General features: G+C 58.8%; 27 protein-coding genes. 23 read left to right on the top strand and 4 right to left on the bottom strand.

Features of this window, described 5'->3' with window-relative positions; translation table 11 throughout:
• The first annotated feature begins 36 nt into the window (after positions 1–36).
• From AC3WJW_RS11430 to AC3WJW_RS11405, 6 genes are all read left to right on the top strand, one after another.
• Positions 37–420 carry a response regulator transcription factor gene (locus tag AC3WJW_RS11430; RefSeq protein WP_493726059.1) on the top strand — a complete coding sequence of 128 codons (384 nt, stop codon included), beginning with the start codon at positions 37–39 and terminating at the stop codon, positions 418–420.
• Positions 421–434: 14 nt separating this feature from the next.
• Positions 435–596 carry a hypothetical protein gene (locus AC3WJW_RS11425; RefSeq protein WP_493726058.1) on the top strand — a complete coding sequence of 54 codons (162 nt, stop codon included), beginning with the start codon at positions 435–437 and terminating at the stop codon, positions 594–596.
• 57 nt (positions 597–653) lie between these two features.
• Entirely contained in the window at positions 654–785 is a 132-nt protein-coding gene (locus AC3WJW_RS11420; protein WP_493726057.1) for a hypothetical protein, read from the top strand.
• A gap of 540 nt (positions 786–1,325) precedes the next feature.
• Positions 1,326–1,598, top strand: coding sequence for a hypothetical protein (locus AC3WJW_RS11415; protein WP_493726056.1), 273 nt, complete (start codon positions 1,326–1,328; stop codon positions 1,596–1,598).
• Entirely contained in the window at positions 1,595–1,909 is a 315-nt protein-coding gene (locus tag AC3WJW_RS11410; protein ID WP_493726055.1) for a hypothetical protein, read from the top strand. The genes AC3WJW_RS11415 and AC3WJW_RS11410 overlap by 4 nt, the downstream gene beginning before the upstream one ends.
• An 81-nt stretch (positions 1,910–1,990) precedes the next feature.
• Entirely contained in the window at positions 1,991–2,299 is a 309-nt protein-coding gene (locus AC3WJW_RS11405; protein WP_493726054.1) for a hypothetical protein, read from the top strand.
• 11 nt (positions 2,300–2,310) lie between these two features.
• On the opposite strand, the gene AC3WJW_RS11400 is transcribed toward AC3WJW_RS11405, so the two are convergent.
• On the bottom strand, positions 2,311–2,922 hold the full coding sequence (locus tag AC3WJW_RS11400; protein WP_493726053.1) for a hypothetical protein: 612 nt from the start codon (positions 2,920–2,922) through the stop codon (positions 2,311–2,313).
• 53 nt (positions 2,923–2,975) lie between these two features.
• Between AC3WJW_RS11400 and AC3WJW_RS11395 the strand changes: the two genes are divergently transcribed.
• Positions 2,976–5,021: a DNA cytosine methyltransferase gene (locus AC3WJW_RS11395; protein WP_493726052.1), complete on the top strand. Its 2,046-nt coding sequence runs from the start codon at positions 2,976–2,978 to the stop codon at positions 5,019–5,021.
• Between the two features lie 9 nt (positions 5,022–5,030).
• On the opposite strand, the gene AC3WJW_RS11390 is transcribed toward AC3WJW_RS11395, so the two are convergent.
• Positions 5,031–5,264, bottom strand: a complete 234-nt coding sequence (locus tag AC3WJW_RS11390; RefSeq protein WP_493726051.1) for a hypothetical protein — start codon at positions 5,262–5,264, stop codon at positions 5,031–5,033.
• A gap of 90 nt (positions 5,265–5,354) precedes the next feature.
• Here AC3WJW_RS11390 and AC3WJW_RS11385 point away from each other — a divergent pair, with 90 nt between their 5' ends.
• The 10 genes from AC3WJW_RS11385 to AC3WJW_RS11340 all read left to right on the top strand — a co-directional run bounded on the left by AC3WJW_RS11385 (position 5,355) and on the right by AC3WJW_RS11340 (position 10,424).
• Complete coding sequence (locus AC3WJW_RS11385) at positions 5,355–5,786, top strand: YoqU family phage-derived protein (RefSeq protein WP_493726050.1); 432 nt, start codon at positions 5,355–5,357, stop codon at positions 5,784–5,786.
• Positions 5,783–5,962 (top strand): hypothetical protein, encoded by a 180-nt coding sequence (locus AC3WJW_RS11380; protein ID WP_493726049.1) that lies wholly within the window; start codon positions 5,783–5,785, stop codon positions 5,960–5,962. The genes AC3WJW_RS11385 and AC3WJW_RS11380 overlap by 4 nt, the downstream gene beginning before the upstream one ends.
• Positions 5,963–6,009: 47 nt before the next feature.
• Positions 6,010–6,456 (top strand): hypothetical protein, encoded by a 447-nt coding sequence (locus AC3WJW_RS11375; protein ID WP_493726048.1) that lies wholly within the window; start codon positions 6,010–6,012, stop codon positions 6,454–6,456.
• Complete coding sequence (locus AC3WJW_RS11370) at positions 6,456–7,037, top strand: hypothetical protein (RefSeq protein WP_493726047.1); 582 nt, start codon at positions 6,456–6,458, stop codon at positions 7,035–7,037. Before AC3WJW_RS11375 ends, AC3WJW_RS11370 begins: the two co-directional genes overlap by 1 nt.
• A gap of 49 nt (positions 7,038–7,086) precedes the next feature.
• Positions 7,087–7,443 (top strand): hypothetical protein, encoded by a 357-nt coding sequence (locus tag AC3WJW_RS11365; RefSeq protein ID WP_493726046.1) that lies wholly within the window; start codon positions 7,087–7,089, stop codon positions 7,441–7,443.
• Positions 7,444–7,493: 50 nt separating this feature from the next.
• Complete coding sequence (locus AC3WJW_RS11360) at positions 7,494–7,952, top strand: hypothetical protein (RefSeq protein ID WP_493726045.1); 459 nt, start codon at positions 7,494–7,496, stop codon at positions 7,950–7,952.
• 37 nt (positions 7,953–7,989) lie between these two features.
• A complete protein-coding gene (locus tag AC3WJW_RS11355) occupies positions 7,990–8,331 on the top strand; it encodes a hypothetical protein (RefSeq protein ID WP_493726044.1) in 342 nt (113 codons plus the stop codon).
• Positions 8,235–9,380, top strand: a complete 1,146-nt coding sequence (locus AC3WJW_RS11350; RefSeq protein ID WP_493726262.1) for a tyrosine-type recombinase/integrase — start codon at positions 8,235–8,237, stop codon at positions 9,378–9,380. Before AC3WJW_RS11355 ends, AC3WJW_RS11350 begins: the two co-directional genes overlap by 97 nt.
• A gap of 22 nt (positions 9,381–9,402) precedes the next feature.
• Positions 9,403–9,948, top strand: a complete 546-nt coding sequence (gene folE, locus AC3WJW_RS11345; protein WP_010456659.1) for a GTP cyclohydrolase I FolE — start codon at positions 9,403–9,405, stop codon at positions 9,946–9,948.
• 104 nt (positions 9,949–10,052) lie between these two features.
• Positions 10,053–10,424, top strand: coding sequence for a glutathione S-transferase N-terminal domain-containing protein (locus AC3WJW_RS11340; protein WP_007988133.1), 372 nt, complete (start codon positions 10,053–10,055; stop codon positions 10,422–10,424).
• Between the two features lie 158 nt (positions 10,425–10,582).
• Here the strand turns inward: AC3WJW_RS11340 and AC3WJW_RS11335 are convergent, their stop codons facing one another.
• Positions 10,583–11,749, bottom strand: a complete 1,167-nt coding sequence (locus AC3WJW_RS11335; protein WP_493726043.1) for an aminotransferase-like domain-containing protein — start codon at positions 11,747–11,749, stop codon at positions 10,583–10,585.
• 82 nt (positions 11,750–11,831) lie between these two features.
• Between AC3WJW_RS11335 and AC3WJW_RS11330 the strand changes: the two genes are divergently transcribed.
• The 3 genes from AC3WJW_RS11330 to AC3WJW_RS11320 all read left to right on the top strand — a co-directional run bounded on the left by AC3WJW_RS11330 (position 11,832) and on the right by AC3WJW_RS11320 (position 14,613).
• Complete coding sequence (locus tag AC3WJW_RS11330) at positions 11,832–12,275, top strand: MarR family winged helix-turn-helix transcriptional regulator (RefSeq protein WP_428608009.1); 444 nt, start codon at positions 11,832–11,834, stop codon at positions 12,273–12,275.
• A 289-nt stretch (positions 12,276–12,564) separates the two neighbouring features.
• Complete coding sequence (locus AC3WJW_RS11325) at positions 12,565–13,914, top strand: NCS2 family permease (protein WP_104449813.1); 1,350 nt, start codon at positions 12,565–12,567, stop codon at positions 13,912–13,914.
• Between the two features lie 72 nt (positions 13,915–13,986).
• On the top strand, positions 13,987–14,613 hold the full coding sequence (locus tag AC3WJW_RS11320; protein WP_493726042.1) for a LysE family translocator: 627 nt from the start codon (positions 13,987–13,989) through the stop codon (positions 14,611–14,613).
• Between the two features lie 179 nt (positions 14,614–14,792).
• Here the strand turns inward: AC3WJW_RS11320 and uraH are convergent, their stop codons facing one another.
• Positions 14,793–15,146 (bottom strand): hydroxyisourate hydrolase, encoded by a 354-nt coding sequence (gene uraH, locus AC3WJW_RS11315; protein WP_493726041.1) that lies wholly within the window; start codon positions 15,144–15,146, stop codon positions 14,793–14,795.
• A gap of 434 nt (positions 15,147–15,580) precedes the next feature.
• Between uraH and puuE the strand changes: the two genes are divergently transcribed.
• The 3 genes from puuE to alc all read left to right on the top strand — a co-directional run bounded on the left by puuE (position 15,581) and on the right by alc (position 18,104).
• The gene (gene puuE / locus AC3WJW_RS11310; RefSeq protein WP_102673301.1) at positions 15,581–16,507 is read left to right on the top strand and encodes an allantoinase PuuE; all 927 of its coding nucleotides are present in this window, start codon (positions 15,581–15,583) and stop codon (positions 16,505–16,507) included.
• A complete protein-coding gene (uraD, locus tag AC3WJW_RS11305) occupies positions 16,504–17,019 on the top strand; it encodes a 2-oxo-4-hydroxy-4-carboxy-5-ureidoimidazoline decarboxylase (RefSeq protein WP_007988147.1) in 516 nt (171 codons plus the stop codon). The genes puuE and uraD overlap by 4 nt, the downstream gene beginning before the upstream one ends.
• 89 nt (positions 17,020–17,108) lie before the next feature.
• On the top strand, positions 17,109–18,104 hold the full coding sequence (gene alc, locus AC3WJW_RS11300; protein WP_007974931.1) for an allantoicase: 996 nt from the start codon (positions 17,109–17,111) through the stop codon (positions 18,102–18,104).
• Positions 18,105–18,168: the final 64 nt, after the last annotated feature.

Raw genomic sequence — 18,168 nt, 5'->3', positions numbered from 1 at the left:
CCGGGTGCATTGGGAAAACAACCGGGAGTCAACGCGATGGAAACAGAGATCGTAAATGGCACATGGAAGGGTCACCTCGGACGTGGACTGGCGCCACGAGAACTTCAGTTCCTTCTATGGGTTGCCCTCGGGCTGACCGCGAAAGAAATAGCGCGGGAAGTCGGCATCTCGCCAGCCACCGTAGCGAAACGCCTCACGAACGCAATGTTCAAGCTCGGCGTCACCCGCCGCACCGCCTTGGTGGCCGAAGCAATGCGCCGCCAAATCATTTCGCCGATGTGCTTCGTGCTGGCTGCGCTCATCGCCATGCACGCAATGCTCGATGGCGACTCAATGCGGCGTGATCGTCGGGTGCCTGAGCGCCGTATCGCCCAGGTCCGGACGGCTAAACGCGCCGAAGCTTACGACCACCACGCATAACCCTGGAGAACTCCATGAAGCACGCAACAGCAATCGCCCAGCTCGAAATCCACGCTTCCAACTGCGAGAACAACGCCGCGATCCAGGAGGCCGAAGGCCAGTTCGAGGACGCGGCGAACAACCGCACCAACGCTGCCGATTACCGGAAGGCAATCGAAGCGCTCCAGGCTGAATAAGCATCACTTCTGCCCATTCACTGAGTGGGCAGCGGGATGGCAACAGAGGGCAAAACGATGAACCGCAAACAATTCCGCAAGGCCCGCGTCGCAGTGAAATTCGATCGACTCAACCCGACTGCCTGCAGCTGCGATGTCCCTGGCTACACGCAGGCGCTGATCCTCTCGCTGATGCACCGCACGAATTAGGCGAAAGCCAGACCGAAATTGCCGCTTCACGGGCCTACGGCAATCTAAATAATCAGAGTCCCCGTCAGAAGGTTGGAGACCTTCCCGATGCCCTGGTACTCCCCAGCACCAGGCCGCATCGGAGAGTGATCGAAGCGTGCCCAAGCGGGCTGCAGCGCTAGGATCGCAAAGCCCCGTAAATCTCCTGAGCCGGATCTGCCGGCCAATACCAGAAACGCGGCGGGAAATAAGCAGGGGTAGCGCCCTGGTGTTTCGATCACTCTCCGATGCGGATGATTCTGCACCGCGCAAGGCGGCCCCCCGCATATCAAGTAACGCAACACGGAGGATTGGCAGCCATGTAACAGATGATCGAAGCCCTCCAGCAGGAGGCACACGCTGTCACGTAGGGAGGTCTTCGTGACGCAAACAAAAGCCCGGTTCCGATCGGGCTTTTTTACTCCTGCCTTTATCCGCCAGCACTCTCCCCTGCGCCCAACGGCAACCAGCAGGCGTCCCGAGTGCTGACGAATAACCGCAACCGACACCGAGGAATGCACCATGCACCCAATGATCCAACAGCGCCGGGACGTTCTCGGCGTGCTGATGATTCGCACCCACGCGGCTCGTGGAGAGTTCGCCCGACTCGCTAATTTGGTAATGCCAGGGAAGAAGGTGCGCTTCCAGGTGAAGACTGTCGGACCGAAGGCGTACCACATCGTCGACCTGGTCACCGGTAAGACCCGCGGCTTCCGCTTCGAATACGCCTCCGCTGTTGACTTCGCCATCCAGCTCGAAGAACAGGCCAACCGCCTCCCCGGAGGTGCACTGTGATCGGCGTGCCAATGCCCAACCCGCGAGATTCGATCATCGCCACCCTCAACCAGCAGATGGATCAGTTCCTCGGGGATGGCAAAACGGTGCAACTGATTCCGTCGGGCGTCAGCGGCGAGACCAGCCTCTCCGGCGCCAGCGGCCACAGCGAACGTCTGCGCACCGAGCGCGACAAACTCGCCCCCATGCTCAAGGCTCTGGCAGCAACAGGCATCACATCCAGCGCAGCAGCAACGCAAACCCGCATCCGGCAAAAGCGCATCGAACTGATCGCCAAAGAAAATGGATTCAAGTTCGCATCGCCAACATGAAACGAATGATCAACCGGGCGCACCAGCGCCGACGACAGACCTGGCTGGACATGCCGGCCAGCGGAATTGAAGAGGTAGGCCATGGCCAAGAGCAACGCGGATATTCAGCGGGACAAGCGCGCCAAGGAGAAAGCCTTGCTGGATCGGATCGGCGCCGAGAAGCGGTCGTTGATTGTGTCGAAAGCGCTTGATGATGCCCTTCAGATCCTGGGCGAGCGTCACGGCTTCGAGGAGTGGCAGGAGACGGTGTCAACCTTCATCCTGAATCTTGCGGCGGCGCCGGCCGATGAGTCGGCTTGCTTCGCAAGCATGTCGCGACCTGAAATCACCATAACTGAAAAGCAGTCACGACAGCTTGAGCGGTTCGCCACGACCGGCGTTGAGATTTGATCACTTCGGTTTTACATCGCCGATGCTCTTTCAAACTGATGCCAGTGTCTCTCAATGAACTCACATTGAAACTTGAGCTCAGTTAATAGGTACTGGTGCTGGAGATCAACTAGAGCATCTACTGACTGAAAGCGTCCACATAGTTCAAAGAGATTTGAAACACCACCAGTTATACCAGTGTGCGCTACAACCAAATCTCTATTTCCTAGCTCGTGCGCCGGCAATTGCTTTAGAGAGTTAAGAGACATTTCCATTACGTCAGAGATAGCTTTCGACCAACTGATTCTGAAAACTTGAGGAGTCAAGCCCTCATCAACGATTGCCCCTAAAGTTCGGACATGATCAGCAGCGCTTTTCACAACTGCAAAGAGTGCTTCGGCTTTACGTTTATCACCCTCTTTTTTCTGATCTATTTGTTGTCTCACCTGATTATTACTAACTGTAAATGCCCCCCAAATCGCAGCAATCGAACCGACTGCTTGGACCCAGCTCGCAATCTCACTACTGTTTAAGCCGAAGTGTTTAACAGCAAGAGCTAGCAGGAATAACACTGAAAGAACAACGACAACATTCTGCACAGAACACAAAGGTTTAAATAGCTCCTTACCGTAGTCGTTCAACATTCCAATCACCATCTCGACGTTAATCGGGCAAATATACCCGGTGAGGATCCTCTATGTCCGCACAACAGAAGAAACATCCCTTCGATTTCAAAACTCAATACGGACTCGGCTTCAGCACTCAGGACGATGAAATCGTAGTCGACTTCTTCTGCGGTGGCGGAGGCGCCGGTACCGGGCTGGAAATGGGCCTGGGCCGCGCAGTGAATGTTGCGAAGAACCACAGCCCTCAGGCGATCAGCATGCACACCGTCAATCACCCGGGCGCAGTGCACTACACCACCGATGTGTTCGATGGTGATCCTGACACCGAGTGCGGCGGCAAGGCCGTTGGCTGGTTTCACATGTCGCCGGACTGCACGCACCACAGCCAGGCCGCCGGCGGACAGCCACGCAAACGCGAGATTCGTAACCTGTCGTGGATCGGCCTGAAGTGGGCCGGCAAGAAAAAGCCCCGCGTCATCAGCCTGGAAAACGTGAAACAGATCCTCCAGTGGGGGCCGCTCATTGCCAAGCGCTGTAAGACCACCGGCCGTGTCGTGAAGCTTGGCGGCGGCGTTGCTGCACCAGGCGAAGTGGTACCGGTCCACCAGCAGTTTCTGGTGCCTGACCCGAAACGCCGCGGGCAGACCTGGGCCGTTTTCGTTGCCGAGCTGCAGCACCTGGGCTACGTCGTTGAATGGAAGGTGATCAAGGCCTGCGACTTTGGGGCTCCGACCAGCCGCGAACGTCTGTTCATGATTGCCCGCTGCGACGGTCAGCCGATTGTCTGGCCGGCGCCTACGCACGCCAAGCACCCCATCAAGGGCCAGCAGAAGTGGCGCACCGCCGCTGAGTGCATCGACTGGACGATCCCAAGCAAAAGCATCTTCGAACGGCCAAAGCCGCTGGCACCCGCCACGCTGCGCCGGATCGCCAAGGGCATGAAGAAGTTCGTCATCGATGCGGCTGACCCGTTCATTGTGCCGATCGCAAACTGGTCCGGTGAAAGTGTTCAGTCAGCACATGACCCGCTGCGCACCGTAACCTCCTGGCCTCGCGGCGGTTCGTTCGCCATGGCCAGCCCGATCATCGCGCCGGCTACGCACCAGGGCAGCGACCGGATCAACGATCCACACGCCCCGCTGCCGACGGTGACATGCGCCAATCGCGGCGAGCTGACGCTGATCAGCCCGGTACTGGTCGGCGCGGGTGGACCTGAGTACAGCGGCAAACCGGCGACAGCAGATCAGCCAGCTGGGACGCTGATGACCCAGAACCACCGCGCAATCGCCGCGGCGCACTTGGTGAAGTTCCGGTTTGCAGACGAAGGCAAGGCGCTCGACGAGCCGCTGCCAACCATCACCAGCGGCGGCAACTACCAGCGCCCGGCCGGGGCCGCCCACGCGATGGGTATCTCGACGGTGTTCATGGCCCAGATGAACGGCGGCTTCAACACCACCGACGCCAAGAGCATCGAAGACCCGATGACCACGGTGACCAACTCCGGCAGCCAGCAGCAGCTGGTGACCGCCAACCTGGTGCACATGCGCGGCAACTGTGATGCCCGCGACACCGCCGATCCGCTGCATACGATCAGTGCCGGAGGAACTCACCACGGAGTCGTCACCGCCTTCATGGAACGACAGTTCGGCGCCAGCGTCGGCCAGGCCATGAACGAACCCGCGCCAACTATCACCGCCGGTGGTGGCGGCAAGAGTTCGCTGGTCGAGTTCCAGCTTTCGCCAGAGGTTGAAGCCGGAGCTCTGCGGGTCGCGGCTTTCCTGATCAGCTATTACGGCACCGAGAACGTGAGCGGAGCCAATGAGCCAGCACCAACAATCACCACCAAGGATCGGCTGGGCCTGGTCACCGTCACGATCAAGGGCACGCCGTACGTGATCGTCGACATCTGCCTGCGGATGCTGCAACCGGCCGAGCTGTACAAGGCCCAGGGCTTCCCTGCGGACTACATCATCAGCCACGGCGCCGACGGCAAGCCATTCACCAAAACCCAGCAGGTACACATGTGTGGCAACAGCGTCAGCCCGCCGCCGATGGCTGCCCTGGCGCGGGCGAACGATCCATGGCGGATGGCTGAACGGGAGGCTGTAGCGGCGTAGCCGTGTTTGTCAGTCCCAAAATGCTGTGTGTCGCTCAATCAGAGGGGGATTTTCACCGGCTTCGCGCTGCTCTTTGAGCCATGTACGAGTCATATCGACGGTGAAAATCCTGATGTTCTGATGCATATCAGCCAATGTCGAAGCGGAAATGTCGTAACGACCACACCCGGGACAATCAACTGATTTCCCATCCGGGTCTCGGTCCCAAACCTGCGCAATTCCATCACAAACAAAGCAACTCATGTCGACTCCCCTTTTTTTGCTGATCGCTCAACTGTAGTTGATCCCTGATCACCCTCCACCGACCGGGCATGACCCGGCATAGGACGCCCCATGCCCACAGAAAACAAACTGACCTTGAAGCGCCAGCGCTGCGAACAGGTCAACCAGGCAATCCGGATCATTGCCGATCACGGGCGCCGGTTCTTTTTCAACCAGGTCGCCAATCGCTACGCCAGCATGGAGGTCGATCAGCGGGGCAAGGTCTGGTTTATCGACGACTACAGCGCTCGCCGAATCTTCACGCACAAAACGAATTGGGGTGGCCGGTGGAGGGGATTCAGCCACGGCGGCACCCTGCGCGACCTGGTTGAAAACTTCCGCGACTACATTCGGACGGGTGAGCAGTTGCACCCCGGCTATCTCGGACCTGAGCGCTTCGACGACAGCAACATTTGGGGTTACGACGAAGCGGGTATGAAGGCAGTGCGCGAGCAGGCTGGCGCCCTTCCCGTTTTCCGTCAGCCAAACACGGAGGCCGCATGAAGCGCCTCATCCGCCGCAAGTTCGAAGCCTGGCTGATCCTGCTGGCAGCAAAGATCCTGATCGAACGCAACGTCCAACGCGCAGCAGTCGTATCGCGCCGCGACAACAACGACATGTGGGGAATGGCCGAGCAACTCGAAGCCATCGCCAAGCGCATCAGCAACAAATACCAGTAACTCCCTCCCCCTTCAAAGTCAGCCGCTATAGCGGCAAGGACGAAGTCATGCCTGAAGAAAAGAAAACGGCTTGGCCGGAACACTACCGCTACATCGACACCATCGGGCCTGAAGGTCTTGAGGTGCACTGCATCACCTATCAGGTGATCGGCGAGACAGCACAGTGCTTCTACATCGGCGACAAGCATACCTGCGACCTGGTCAGCGGCCCGCAATACAGCTGGACCGCCGAAGCCGTGAAGAAGCGTCGCAAGCGCGTACTGAAGGAAGGTGGCACCTGGGGCCGCCGCTTCGCCTACACCGACAAGGCACTGGCGCTGCGCTCGTACAAGGCGCGCAAGTCCTGGCAAATGCGGCACGCGCAATTGTCGATGGAACGAGCCAAGGCGGCTATCGGCTATTTCGGCAACCTTGAAGTTGAAAGCACGATTCCGGTCGGGGCCGTGACTATCCCGAGCGAATACATTCAGGGCTTGGGCTGGGGGGACTTCTGATGATCATCGATGACGTAATGACGGACAAAATCACCCTGCACGGTCTTGGGTTCGTGCAGGTCCAGCTGCAGGGCAATCAGCGCCTGCACGTCTGGCACCCTGAGCTGCCGCGCCGGGCATGCTTCGAACACTCGGCGATCCACAATCACCGCTTCGACTTTGATTCCCTGGTTCTGGTCGGCGAGCAGATCAATGTTGAATATGCTGATCTGCTGCCAGCATCCGCTTGTTTTAGGCAGGAAACCCACGAGCTTTACCTTCACGAAGGCGCCCGTACCGCTCGCGGCGGCCGTCCATGGGTTCCGAACGGGCGCGTCGAGATGCTGCAAACGCACAAGCAGATCATCGCTGCCGGTTCTACATACCGCATGAGGGCGTACGACTTTCACCGAACCGAGCCAGGCGGGGACGGCAAGGTGGCAACGATCATGAAAAAAGGCTGGGAAGGCCTGAAAGGCGCGCAATCGAGCTGCATTATCGGTGTTGAGCCTGATGGCGACTTTGATCGTTTTCAGTGGTCACCAGCCAAGCTCTGGGAAGTCATCAGCGATGTGCTGCTCGGCCAGAAGGTGACGCCATGATCGCCCTCGCCTGGTTCGCCTACGTGTACTGCTACAAGGGGCCGCGGCGATGAAGGCTCGCATCGAGAAGAAGCTGAGCAAGCGCCTTGTTCAGCCGCATCCAGCCGTTTACCGCAGTGCCTGGATCGACAAAGACGAGCCAAGCGAACTGGCGTACGAACAGCACACTCGCGTGAGTCACGTCAGAAGTGTCGGCGGTGGCACTGACTATTGGGGCGAAGGTCAGGCCGCATACACCGTATGGGCAGACTGGAAAAGCAACTGGCCCTGGCATGGACCGTTCGAATCTTTTCCGGAAGGTCATGAGTTCGAATGCTACCCGGACACCAGAAGCTTCAGGCCGACCACTCGAAACCTTCTGAAACTGGCCGCTGACTGCGAGCTGATCTCCAAAGCAACAGCCTAACCACTCTTCCACCTACCAGCCTGCCGGTGAACGGCGGGCGAGGAATTCCTATGTCAGCAGTTCAGCGTTTCCACGAAGCAGCCAACGACGCCCTGGTCAAGCTCAGCGAGTATTGCCTGCCAGGCGCCAAACTGGCGCTGATCATCTACACCCCGGGCGAGCCGGAGCGCGACATCGTCATCGAAGACCAGGGTCTTGATCGGGACGAGGTCATCAGCGCAATACGTCGCCGCGGCCTGAGCATCGACGGCGACAACGCCTACAAGCGCGACCTGCTCGACGCAACCGTGGGAGCCATGGCCATGGGTGTGCAAAACAGCAACCCGCCGCCAGCTGGGCACTGGGGGCAGCGCTTCTGGGATATCGGCCGGGACGAACGCGCGCTGACCGAAGAGCTGGTTGAGGTACTGAAAGGTGTCCAGAAGCGTTGCGAAGGCATGGGCTATGTCGGTGTCGATGGTCAGTACCTGAAAGTCGTCCGTGCAGCCATCGCCAAAGCCGCCCAATAACCACCTTCTGCCGCCACGCGCGGCATGGAGCATCATCATGGCAGCAGCAGAACAGTTACCAGTCGAGTACCTGTCCGACAAGGTCGCCGAAAAGAACTTCGCCGAGATGGTCGGGACGACTCGCCGCGCCCTCCAGGGCAAACGTCAGCGCGGCATCATCCCCAAAGGGGTATGGAACGAAATAGATGGGCAGATTTACTACAGCATCAGGAGATATGAGGCATGGCTAGAAAGCCTTTGGGATTGCCCACCGGAGTTGAATTCGCGGGTCAGTCAGTCCGGATTCGCTTCACCTGGAAGTTCCGCCGTTGTGAGACCCTCGCCTATCCCCAAACGCCAAAAGGCGTTAAGGCAGCCGCAGATCTTCGCGCTACAGTAGTCAGCCTCATCAAGCACGGCGTGATGGACGACCAGCGTTACGCCGAGCTGTTCCCGAATTCGAACTATTCCACGTACTCCGCCACGCCCCTGTTCGGAGGCTACGCCCAAACCTGGCTCGACAGCCGGGAAGTCGTAGTCGGCACCCGTAAAAACTACCGCATATCCCTCAACATTTACTGGATGCCGCACCTGGCATTGCTCCCGATCGATCAGATCAGCTCGGCCATGATCCGAAAAATCGTCAGCGAGACGCCGTGGAAATCGTCCACGGTAAAGCGATCGGCGATCCAGCGCTTGCACACGATGTTTGAAAGCGCAGTGAGGGATGAGCTGATCACGCGAAACCCAGTCGGCTCAATTGAGTTGCCGGTAAAGGCAAAGAAGCCGGTGGATCCGTTCACTGTGGCCGAAGCGGATTTGATCATTGGACACCTGTATAAGGCGCTGGCCGGTTCGATGCAGGTGTACGCGGCCTACTTCGAGTTCGCGTTTTACACCGGCATGCGGCCAGGGGAGATTGCGGCGTTGCGCTGGGATGAGGTGGATACAGAGGGGCGAGTCGCCAACGTGTGCAGAATCGTCGTGGACTACAAGATCGAGGAGCGCACGAAAACCCGCGAGACGCGGCGCGTCATGCTGAACAGCAGGGCTTTGAATGCGATTGAAGTGGCCAAGGGTGTAGCCGAGCTGAGGTCGCAGCAGAGCCGACGACACCATAAGCACTCGCCGTACGTGTTCCCGCCGACCAAGAATTTCGAGTTCATCCAACAGGCCAGCGTGACCGACAAACACTTCAAGGCGGCTCTGGTGGCTTTGAAGATCAGAGCCAGACGGCAATACAACTGCCGGCACACATACGCTACCATGTGCCTCATGGCAGGCATGAACCTCGGGTTCATTGCGAATCAGCTCGGCCACAGCGTGCAAATGCTACTGTCGACCTACGCCCGGTGGATCAACTCCAGTGAAGACTGGAGTGAAGTCGGGAAGCTGGAGCAAAGCCTGATTGGTACAAAATTGGTACAGACAGAAACCGTACCCCTCTAGAACCCATACGGAATAAAGCTCTGTGACATTGGAACAGAATTACACGGCGATCCTCGGCCAGCTCGGCGAGGACGTTTCCCGCGAAGGCCTGCTCGACACGCCAAAACGTGCCGCCAAAGCCATGCAGTACCTCTGCCGCGGCTATGAACAAACACTGGAAGAGGTCACCAACGGTGCCCTGTTCAGCTCCGACAACAGCGAAATGGTGCTGGTCAAGGACATCGAGTTGTACTCGTTGTGCGAACACCATCTGCTGCCGTTCATCGGCAAGGCACACGTTGCCTACATCCCGAGCGGCAAGGTCCTGGGCCTGTCGAAGGTGGCCCGGATCGTCGACATGTACGCCCGCCGCCTGCAGATCCAGGAAAACCTCAGCCGCCAGATCGCCGATGCGGTCCAGCAAGTCACCGGCGCCCTGGGCGTTGCGGTGGTGATCGAGGCCAAGCACATGTGCATGATGATGCGCGGCGTGGAAAAGCAGAATTCGTCGATGATCACTTCGGTGATGCTCGGTGAATTCCGCGAGAACGCCGCCACCCGCAGCGAATTCCTCAGCCTCATCAAGTAATTCGCGGCACGAAGAAAACCGGCATTCATCGCCGGTTTTTTTTCGTCCGCAAAAAATCAGGTAAGCTGCGCGCCCTTCTTCATTTGCACCGTGAGGCTTTCAACGTGTTCGTAAAAGCGCTTCGTGTCGGCCTTGGCCAACTGATCATCTTCATCGACTTCATCACGCGTCCGGGCAAGAAAAAGCGCCCCGCCGCGGCTCAGGCCCAGGTCGAAGCGGCCGCCAAGGGCCTGACGCTGTATCAATTCCACGCCTGCCCGTTCTGCGTGAAGACTCGCCGCACCCTGCGCCGCCTGAACGTGCCGGTGGCCCTTCGCGATGCGAAGAACAACGAACAGGATCGCCAGACCTTGCTCGAGCAAGGCGGCAAGATCAAGGTGCCGTGCCTGCGTATTGAAGAGAATGGCCAGACCACGTGGATGTATGAGTCCAAGGTGATCATTGATTATCTGGACAAGCGTTTCGCGGCAGCCTGATTTGCTTGTGGTGTTCTGACTGACGCCTTCGCGAGCAGGCTCGCTCCCACAGTTGACCGCATTTCCCTGTGGGAGCGAGCCTGCTCGCGATGAGGCCGGCACAAATACCTCAAACTTCAGACAAAAATAAACCGGCCCTTGCGCCGGTTTATTTGTTTTCAGGCCGCTTGTGCCGCCTGCGCCTGTCGCACCACCGCCGCCAACCGCTTGAGCCCCTCCTCCAGCCGCGCCGGGTCAATGTGGCTGAAGTTCAACCGCAAATACCCGTGATGCTTGTCCGGATCGGGGAAGAACGGCTCGCCCGGCATGAACGCCACATCGTTGGCCAACGCCGCATTGAGCAAGGTTCGAGTGTCCAGCGGCTGCTTGAGCTTCAACCAGAAAAACAGCCCGCCCTGTGGCTCGTTCCAGTCCGCCAGATCAGAGAAGTGGGTTTGCAGTGCCAGCTGGAACGCATCCCGGCGCACCCGGTAAAAATCCCGTAGCTCACTGCGATGCTGCTGATACTTCTCGGTTCCGATCCATTGCAATGCCTGCCACTGGCCGACCCGGTTGGTGTGCAGGTCCGCCGACTGCTTGAGTTTCAACAGATGGGGAAACAGTTCCGGGCTGGCGATCAGATAGCCGACGCGCAAACCTGGCAACAGGGTTTTCGACACGGTCCCTGTGTAGATCCAGCTGGCTTTTTTCAAACGACCGGCAATCGGCGTGGCGCTGCCGCCGTCGAAGGTCAGCTCGCGATAAGGCTCGTCTTCGATCAGGGTGACGCCGAACTCGTCGAGCAGCGCTGCCACCGCGTCACGTTTGGCTTCGCTGTAACGCACCGCCGAAGGATTCTGGAAGGTCGGGATCAGGTAGATGAAGGCCGGGCGGTGTTGCTCCAGGCGAGCGCGCAGCTCTGCCAGGTTCGGCCCGTCAGCCTCCAGCGGCACGGTCAGGCAATCGGCGCCGAACAGCTGGAAAATCTGCAATGCCGCCAGATAAGTCGGCGCTTCGAGCAGGATTTCGGTGCCCTTGTCGATGTAGAGCTTGGCGGCCAGATCCAGAGTTTGCTGTGAACCACTGACCACCAGTACCTGACTTGCCTCACATGCCACACCCAACGCTCGCGCCTCGGCGGCCAACGCCTCACGCAGCGCCGGTTCGCCTTCACTCATGCCGTATTGGCCCATGGAAAGCGGCATCTCGGCCCAATCGACCTTCGGCAGCATGGCTTCGGCGGGCAAACCGCCGGCAAACGACATCATCTGCGGACGCTGGGCCGCAGCAAGGATTTCACGGATCAAAGAACTTTTAAGGCGTGAGACACGTTCGGAAAAAGCCATGGGGATCACCGGTAGCGAGGCATGTGGAAAATGAGTCAAACTTGTTGACCGAAATTACGCTTCTTCGAATGGATACGTCAACATGCTTGACCTTAAAAACCCGCTTTCCCAACAGCAAGCCATGGAAGCGTTTTTCTTCGGCTACCAGGCTTTCACCGCCAAGGCCGATGAAATGCTCGAACGCCGCGGCCTGAGCCGGGTGCATCAACGCATCGTGTTTTTCATCGCCCGCTATCCGAACCTGAGCGTCAAGGAACTGCTGGCCTTGCTTGGCGTAAGCAAGCAGGCGCTGAACATGCCGTTGCGACAATTGTTGGAGATGCATCTGGTCGACAGCGTCGCGTCCGAGACGGACAAGCGTAAGCGTCTGCTGGAGTTGACTGCTGAAGGTGTGCGGTTTGAACAGGCATTGAGGCGTGAGCAGGTGAAATTGCTGGAGCGGGTGTTTGCCGAGGCTGGGGAGACGGCGGTGAATGGGTGGCTGGCGGTGAATCTGGCGCTTGGTGAGAATCAACAAAAAATCTGAGACCTGGAAATCCTTCGCGAGCAGGCTCGCTCCCACAATGGACCGCATTTTCCTGTGGGAGCGAGCCTGCTCGCGAAAGCGTCATGCCTGGCGATATATCCCTACTGCCAAACTTTTCGTCGACAAAATGAAAAACATTATTTGCTTTCTTTGTATACAAAAGCATAATCCACTTCGTGCGAGTTCCTGACCAAGCGGTCAACAAATTCGCAAGTGCCTCAAAGGGCCGCTGCCACCCTCATGGGTCCGGCCCTGGAAATAACAATAAAACTCTTGAGGAGTACTCGCTGTGGAAAGCCGCAAATCCGAAGCATCGACGCTGGATCTCTCGCCGCCACTACGCAATGGCTTGCTGGAACGTCTGTTCAAACTCAGTTTGCACGGCACCACGGTGAAGACCGAGCTGATTGCCGGTCTGACAACCTTCATCACGATGGCTTACATCATTTTCGTCAACCCCAACATCATGGCTGATGCCGGGATCGATCATGGCGCGGCTTTCGTCGCCACCTGTATCGCTGCGGCACTCGGTTGCCTGTTGATGGGCCTGTACGCCAACTGGCCGGTCGGCCTGGCGCCAGGCATGGGGCTCAACGCCTTCTTCACTTACACCGTAGTCGGCACCATGGGCTACAACTGGGAAACCGCCCTCGGCGCGGTGTTCGTTTCCGGTGTGTTGTTCATGATCCTGACCTTCTCGCGAATCCGCGAATGGCTGCTCAACAGCATCCCGGTCAGCCTGCGCTTCGCCATGGGCGCCGGCGTGGGTCTGTTCCTGGGGCTGATCGGCCTGAAAACCGCGGGTATCGTCGTCGATAGCCCGGCGACGCTGATCAAGCTCGGCTCCCTGCGCGAACCCGGCCCGCTGCTCGCCGCCGTGTGCTTCCTGATGATCGCCATCCTCAGCTATCACAAGGTGTTCGGCGCGATCCTCATCAGCATCATCACCGTGACCCTCGCTGGCTGGGGTCTGGGCCTGGTGCACTACGAGGGCATCATGTCGGCTCCACCGAGCCTCGCCCCTACCTTCATGGCCATGAACGTCGCCGGCGTGTTCAACGTCAGCATGATCAGCGTGGTCCTGGCGTTCCTCTTCGTGCACATGTTCGACACCGCCGGCACCTTGATGGGGGTTGCCCAGCGCGCCAACCTGGTGGGCGCCGACGGCCGCATCGAAAACCTCTCCCGCGCCATGAAAGCCGACAGTGCTTCCAGCGTATTCGGTGCGGTGGTGGGTGTTCCGCCAGTGACCAGCTATGTAGAAAGTGCTGCCGGTGTCGCTGCGGGTGGTCGGACTGGTCTTACCGCAGTCACCGTGGGTGTGCTATTTATAGCGGCAATGTTTTTCGCACCACTGGCCGGCATGATTCCCGCCTATGCCACCGCTGGCGCACTGATTTATGTGGCAATGCTGATGATGGGCGGCATGGCCCACATCGAATGGGATGAAGCGACCGACAGCATCCCGGCGATCGTCACCGCAATCATGATGCCACTGACCTTCTCGGTCGCTGATGGCATCGCGCTGGGCTTCATCACCTACGTGGCGTTGAAGGCCGGTACCGGCAAGTACAAGGAAATCTCCGTCAGTCTGTGGGTGCTCTGCGCGATCTTCATCGCCAAGTTCATCTTCCTGTAAGCCTTACGCAGGACCCGCTTCAAAACAGCCTCACCCCGTCGGGTGAGGCTTTTGTGCAAATGGAGGAAAGTGATGAGTCTGGAAACCTGGCTGCTGTTCAGCGGCGCTGCGCTGATAGTGATCCTGATCCCGGGGCCCCTGTCGTTGCTGATGATCAGCAACAGTCTGAATTACGGCCTGCGCCGCTCTTACCCGGCCTTTCTCGGCGGCGTGTCCGCATCGATCTGCCTGCTGAGTGCTTCGGCGCTAGGCCTGGGTGCGTTGTTGCTGGCGTCGGAACAGCTGTTCAGCGCCCTGAAGATTCTGGGTGCCCTTTACCTGTTCTACCTCGCCTGGCAGAGCTGGCAGCAATCGCGCCTGCCTTCCCATGGCGCTGAAGTGCCACAGGCCGCGCCGGTGCCACGCTTTCGCGCACTGTTCGGGCGTGCGTTCATGCTGGGCGCCAGCAACCCGAAGGACATCCTGTTCTTCGCCGCTTTCCTGCCGCAGTTCTTGAGTGCCGAACAGCCGTTCCTGCCGCAGCTGCTGGTGATGATTGTCACCTGGACCGTGCTCGACCTGCTGTGCAAGCTCGCCTACGGCCTCGGCGCCCATGGTGCGGCGCGGTATCTGCGCAGTGGCAAGGGCCAGAGCTGGTTTAACCGGCTCAGTGCGGGGTTGTTCAGTGGCGCGGGGGCTGCGTCTCTGCTGAGCCGCTAAACAGCAAGAGCAAAAGATCGCAGCCTTCGGCAGCTCCTACATATCCCGCGTAGGAGCTGCCGAAGGCTGCGATCTTTTGATTTTTTCACAGACGAAAAAAAGCCCGCAGTGTGAGCGGGCGAAAGACCAAAGAAGCTATATGCGCAGTCGCTTCCAGGGTGCAGCAGCTGCTTGGGGGATCAGCTGCCGCGATAGGTGGAGTAGCTGTAAGGTGAAATCAACAACGGCACGTGGTAGTGATCCTGCTCGGCAGAGATGCCGAAACGCAGCACCACGACATCCAGGAAGGCCGGCTCTGGCAGCTTGACGCCACGGGCGCGGTAGTAATCGCCGGCATGAAACTGAACCTGATAGACCCCGGTGCGGTAGTCATCGCCTTGCAGCAACGGTGCATCGACACGGCCATCGCTGTTGGTTACCGCGCTGGCGACCAATTCCAGGTGCGATCCTTCAACGCGGTACAACTCAACCTTGATCGAGCTGCCCGGGCAACCGTGTGCTGCGTCCAAAACGTGTGTAGTCAAACGTCCCATTGATTCTGCGCGCCTGCCTGCGTGGAGCAGTCAGACTTCGCGCCTCCCGAAGTCAGTTGAAAAGGAGACCGCACCGATTCGGAGCACGAAAAGTTGCGGCGAGCGACTGATTAAGACACTTTTCAAAAAAATTGTACACAATAAAAACGACATTTTTCGCGTTATACCCGGCACCCTCACATTTACCGCCGATTTCCCGCCGAACAGCACAGTCCATGAAGCCTCCATCAAATTACTGACCAGTCAGGCAGATTTCTTGCAGGCTCACGCCAATAGCAGTAAAAGATGACAGTCGGTTAAAAATGCGAAAATTCAGGCTTACAAAGTGAATATAAAGTTGTATACAATCAGCCCATCGCTGTGACGCCAGCCTGCCAACCAATCTTCAGCGGCGTCACACCAACCGTCATCATCGAACAAGAAGGAAGCCTGCAGTGAGCGCTGACTACCCACGCGACCTGGTCGGTTACGGCAGTAACCCTCCTCATCCACACTGGCCGGGCAATGCCCGTATTGCCCTGTCGTTCGTACTCAATTACGAAGAAGGCGGCGAGCGCAACATCCTGCACGGCGACAAAGAGTCCGAAGCCTTCCTCTCGGAAATGGTGTCTGCCCAGCCGTTGCAAGGCGCGCGCAACATGAGCATGGAATCCCTTTACGAGTATGGCAGCCGTGCCGGCGTCTGGCGGATCCTGAAACTGTTCAAGGAATTCGATATTCCACTGACCATTTTCGCCGTGGCCATGGCCGCCCAGCGTCACCCGGACGTGATCCGCGCCATGGTCGATGCCGGCCACGAGATCTGCAGCCACGGCTACCGCTGGATCGACTACCAGTACATGGACGAAAACCAGGAACGCGAGCACATGCTCGAAGCGATCCGCATCCTCACCGAAATCACCGGTGAACGCCCACTGGGCTGGTACACCGGCCGCACTGGTCCGAACACCCGTCGCCTGGTGATGGAAGAAGGCGGTTTCCTCTACGACTGCGACACCTACGACGACGACCTGCCCTACTGGGAGCCGAACAACCCGACCGGCAAGCCGCACCTGGTGATTCCGTACACCCTGGACACCAACGACATGCGCTTCACCCAGGTCCAGGGTTTCAACAAGGGCGACGACTTCTTCGAATACCTCAAGGATGCGTTCGATGTGCTCTACGCCGAAGGCGCCGAAGCACCGAAGATGCTGTCGATCGGCCTGCACTGCCGCCTGATCGGCCGTCCGGCGCGTCTGGCTTCGCTCAAGCGCTTTATCGAATACGCTAAAAGTCATGAACAGGTGTGGTTCAGCCGTCGCGTCGACATCGCGCGCCACTGGCAGGAAACCCACCCGTACCAAGGGGCCGCGAAATGAGCGCCTTTCAAACATTGAAGCCATCGACATTGAGCCGCGACGCCTTCGTCAAAGCTTTCGCCGACATCTACGAACATTCGCCATGGGTGGCCGAGAAGGCCTTCGACCTGGGCCAGGACGCTTCGATCGACGAGATCGAAACCCTGCACCAGCGCATGAGCGACATCCTGTTGAGCGCCGATCACGCCAGCCAGTTGGCTCTGATCAACGCTCACCCGGACCTGGCCGGCAAAGCTGCCGTCCAGGGTCAACTGACCGAAGCCAGCACCCATGAACAGGCTGGCGCCGGTATTCACCAATGCACGGCCGAAGAGTTCCAGCGCTTCACCGAGCTGAACGACGCCTACAAAGCCAAGTTCAAGTTTCCCTTCATCATGGCGGTAAAAGGCAGCAACCGGCATCAGATCCTCGCAGCGTTCGAAACGCGCATCCACAACCCGGTCGACACCGAGTTCAAGTGCGCGTTGGCGGAGATCAACAAGATCGCCCTGTTCCGATTACTGACCCTATAGCAAGCCTGGCCCAGCGATTTCATGAACGCCGAAACCGCCCAGGGCCTTGCAAGCATCCCAAGCCAACTTATTAAAGGCAGACAAGAAGAATGAAAGCTTACGCCGTACCTTTCGAGAAGTTCGTCAACCTGGCCGATGCCCGCCTGGGCACCAAAATCATCTCGGTCACCGATGACTGGTTCGCAGACGCCAACCGTCTGTTCCAACCGACCCCGGCCGTATGGAAGGAGGGCGTGTTCGATGACAACGGCAAGTGGATGGACGGCTGGGAATCGCGCCGCAAGCGCTTCGAAGGCTTCGACAGCGCCGTGATCCGCCTGGGCGTACCGGGTTCGATCAAGGGCGTCGACATCGACACTTCATTCTTCACCGGCAACTTCCCGCCGTCGGCGTCCCTGGAAGCCTGCTTCCTGGCGTCGGGCGAGCCTGATGAAAACACCCAGTGGACTGAAGTGCTGTCCGCCGTCGAGCTGCAAGGCAACAGCCACCACTACCACGAAATCAGCAACGACCAGGCCTTCAGCCACCTGCGCTTCAACATCTACCCGGATGGCGGCGTGGCCCGTCTGCGTGTGTACGGCGTGCCGTTCCGCGACTGGTCGGCCATCGGCGACAACGAGCAAGTCGACCTGGCAGCCGCCCTCAACGGTGGCCGCGCCCTCGCCTGCTCCGATGAACACTTCGGCCGCATGAGCAACATCCTCAACCCGGGCCGTGGCATCAACATGGGCGACGGCTGGGAAACCGCGCGTCGCCGTACCCCGGGCAATGACTGGGTCATCGTCGCGCTGGGTCATGCCGGCGAAGTCGAGAAAGTCATCGTCGACACCCTGCACTTCAAGGGCAACTACCCGGACAGCTGCTCGATCCAGGGCGCCTTCGTGAAGGGCGGCACCGACAGCCAGATCGAAACCCAATCGCTGTTCTGGCGCGAACTGCTGCCAAGCCAGAAGCTGGAAATGCACGCCGAACACACCTTCGCCGAGCAGATCAAGGCACTGGGTCCGATCACCCACATCCGCCTGAACGTGTTCCCGGATGGTGGTGTGAGCCGCCTGCGCGTTTTGGGCAAGGTCGCGAAGTAATGCTGAGCCTGTAGGAGCTGCCGCAGGCTGCGATCTTTTGATCTTAAAAAGCAAAGTCAAAAGA

This window comes from Pseudomonas sp. GW821-FHT07G06 (assembly GCF_058986625.1).
The sequence above is the reverse complement of the archived record's forward strand: the minus strand, read 5'-3'. Positions and strand labels throughout refer to the sequence as shown.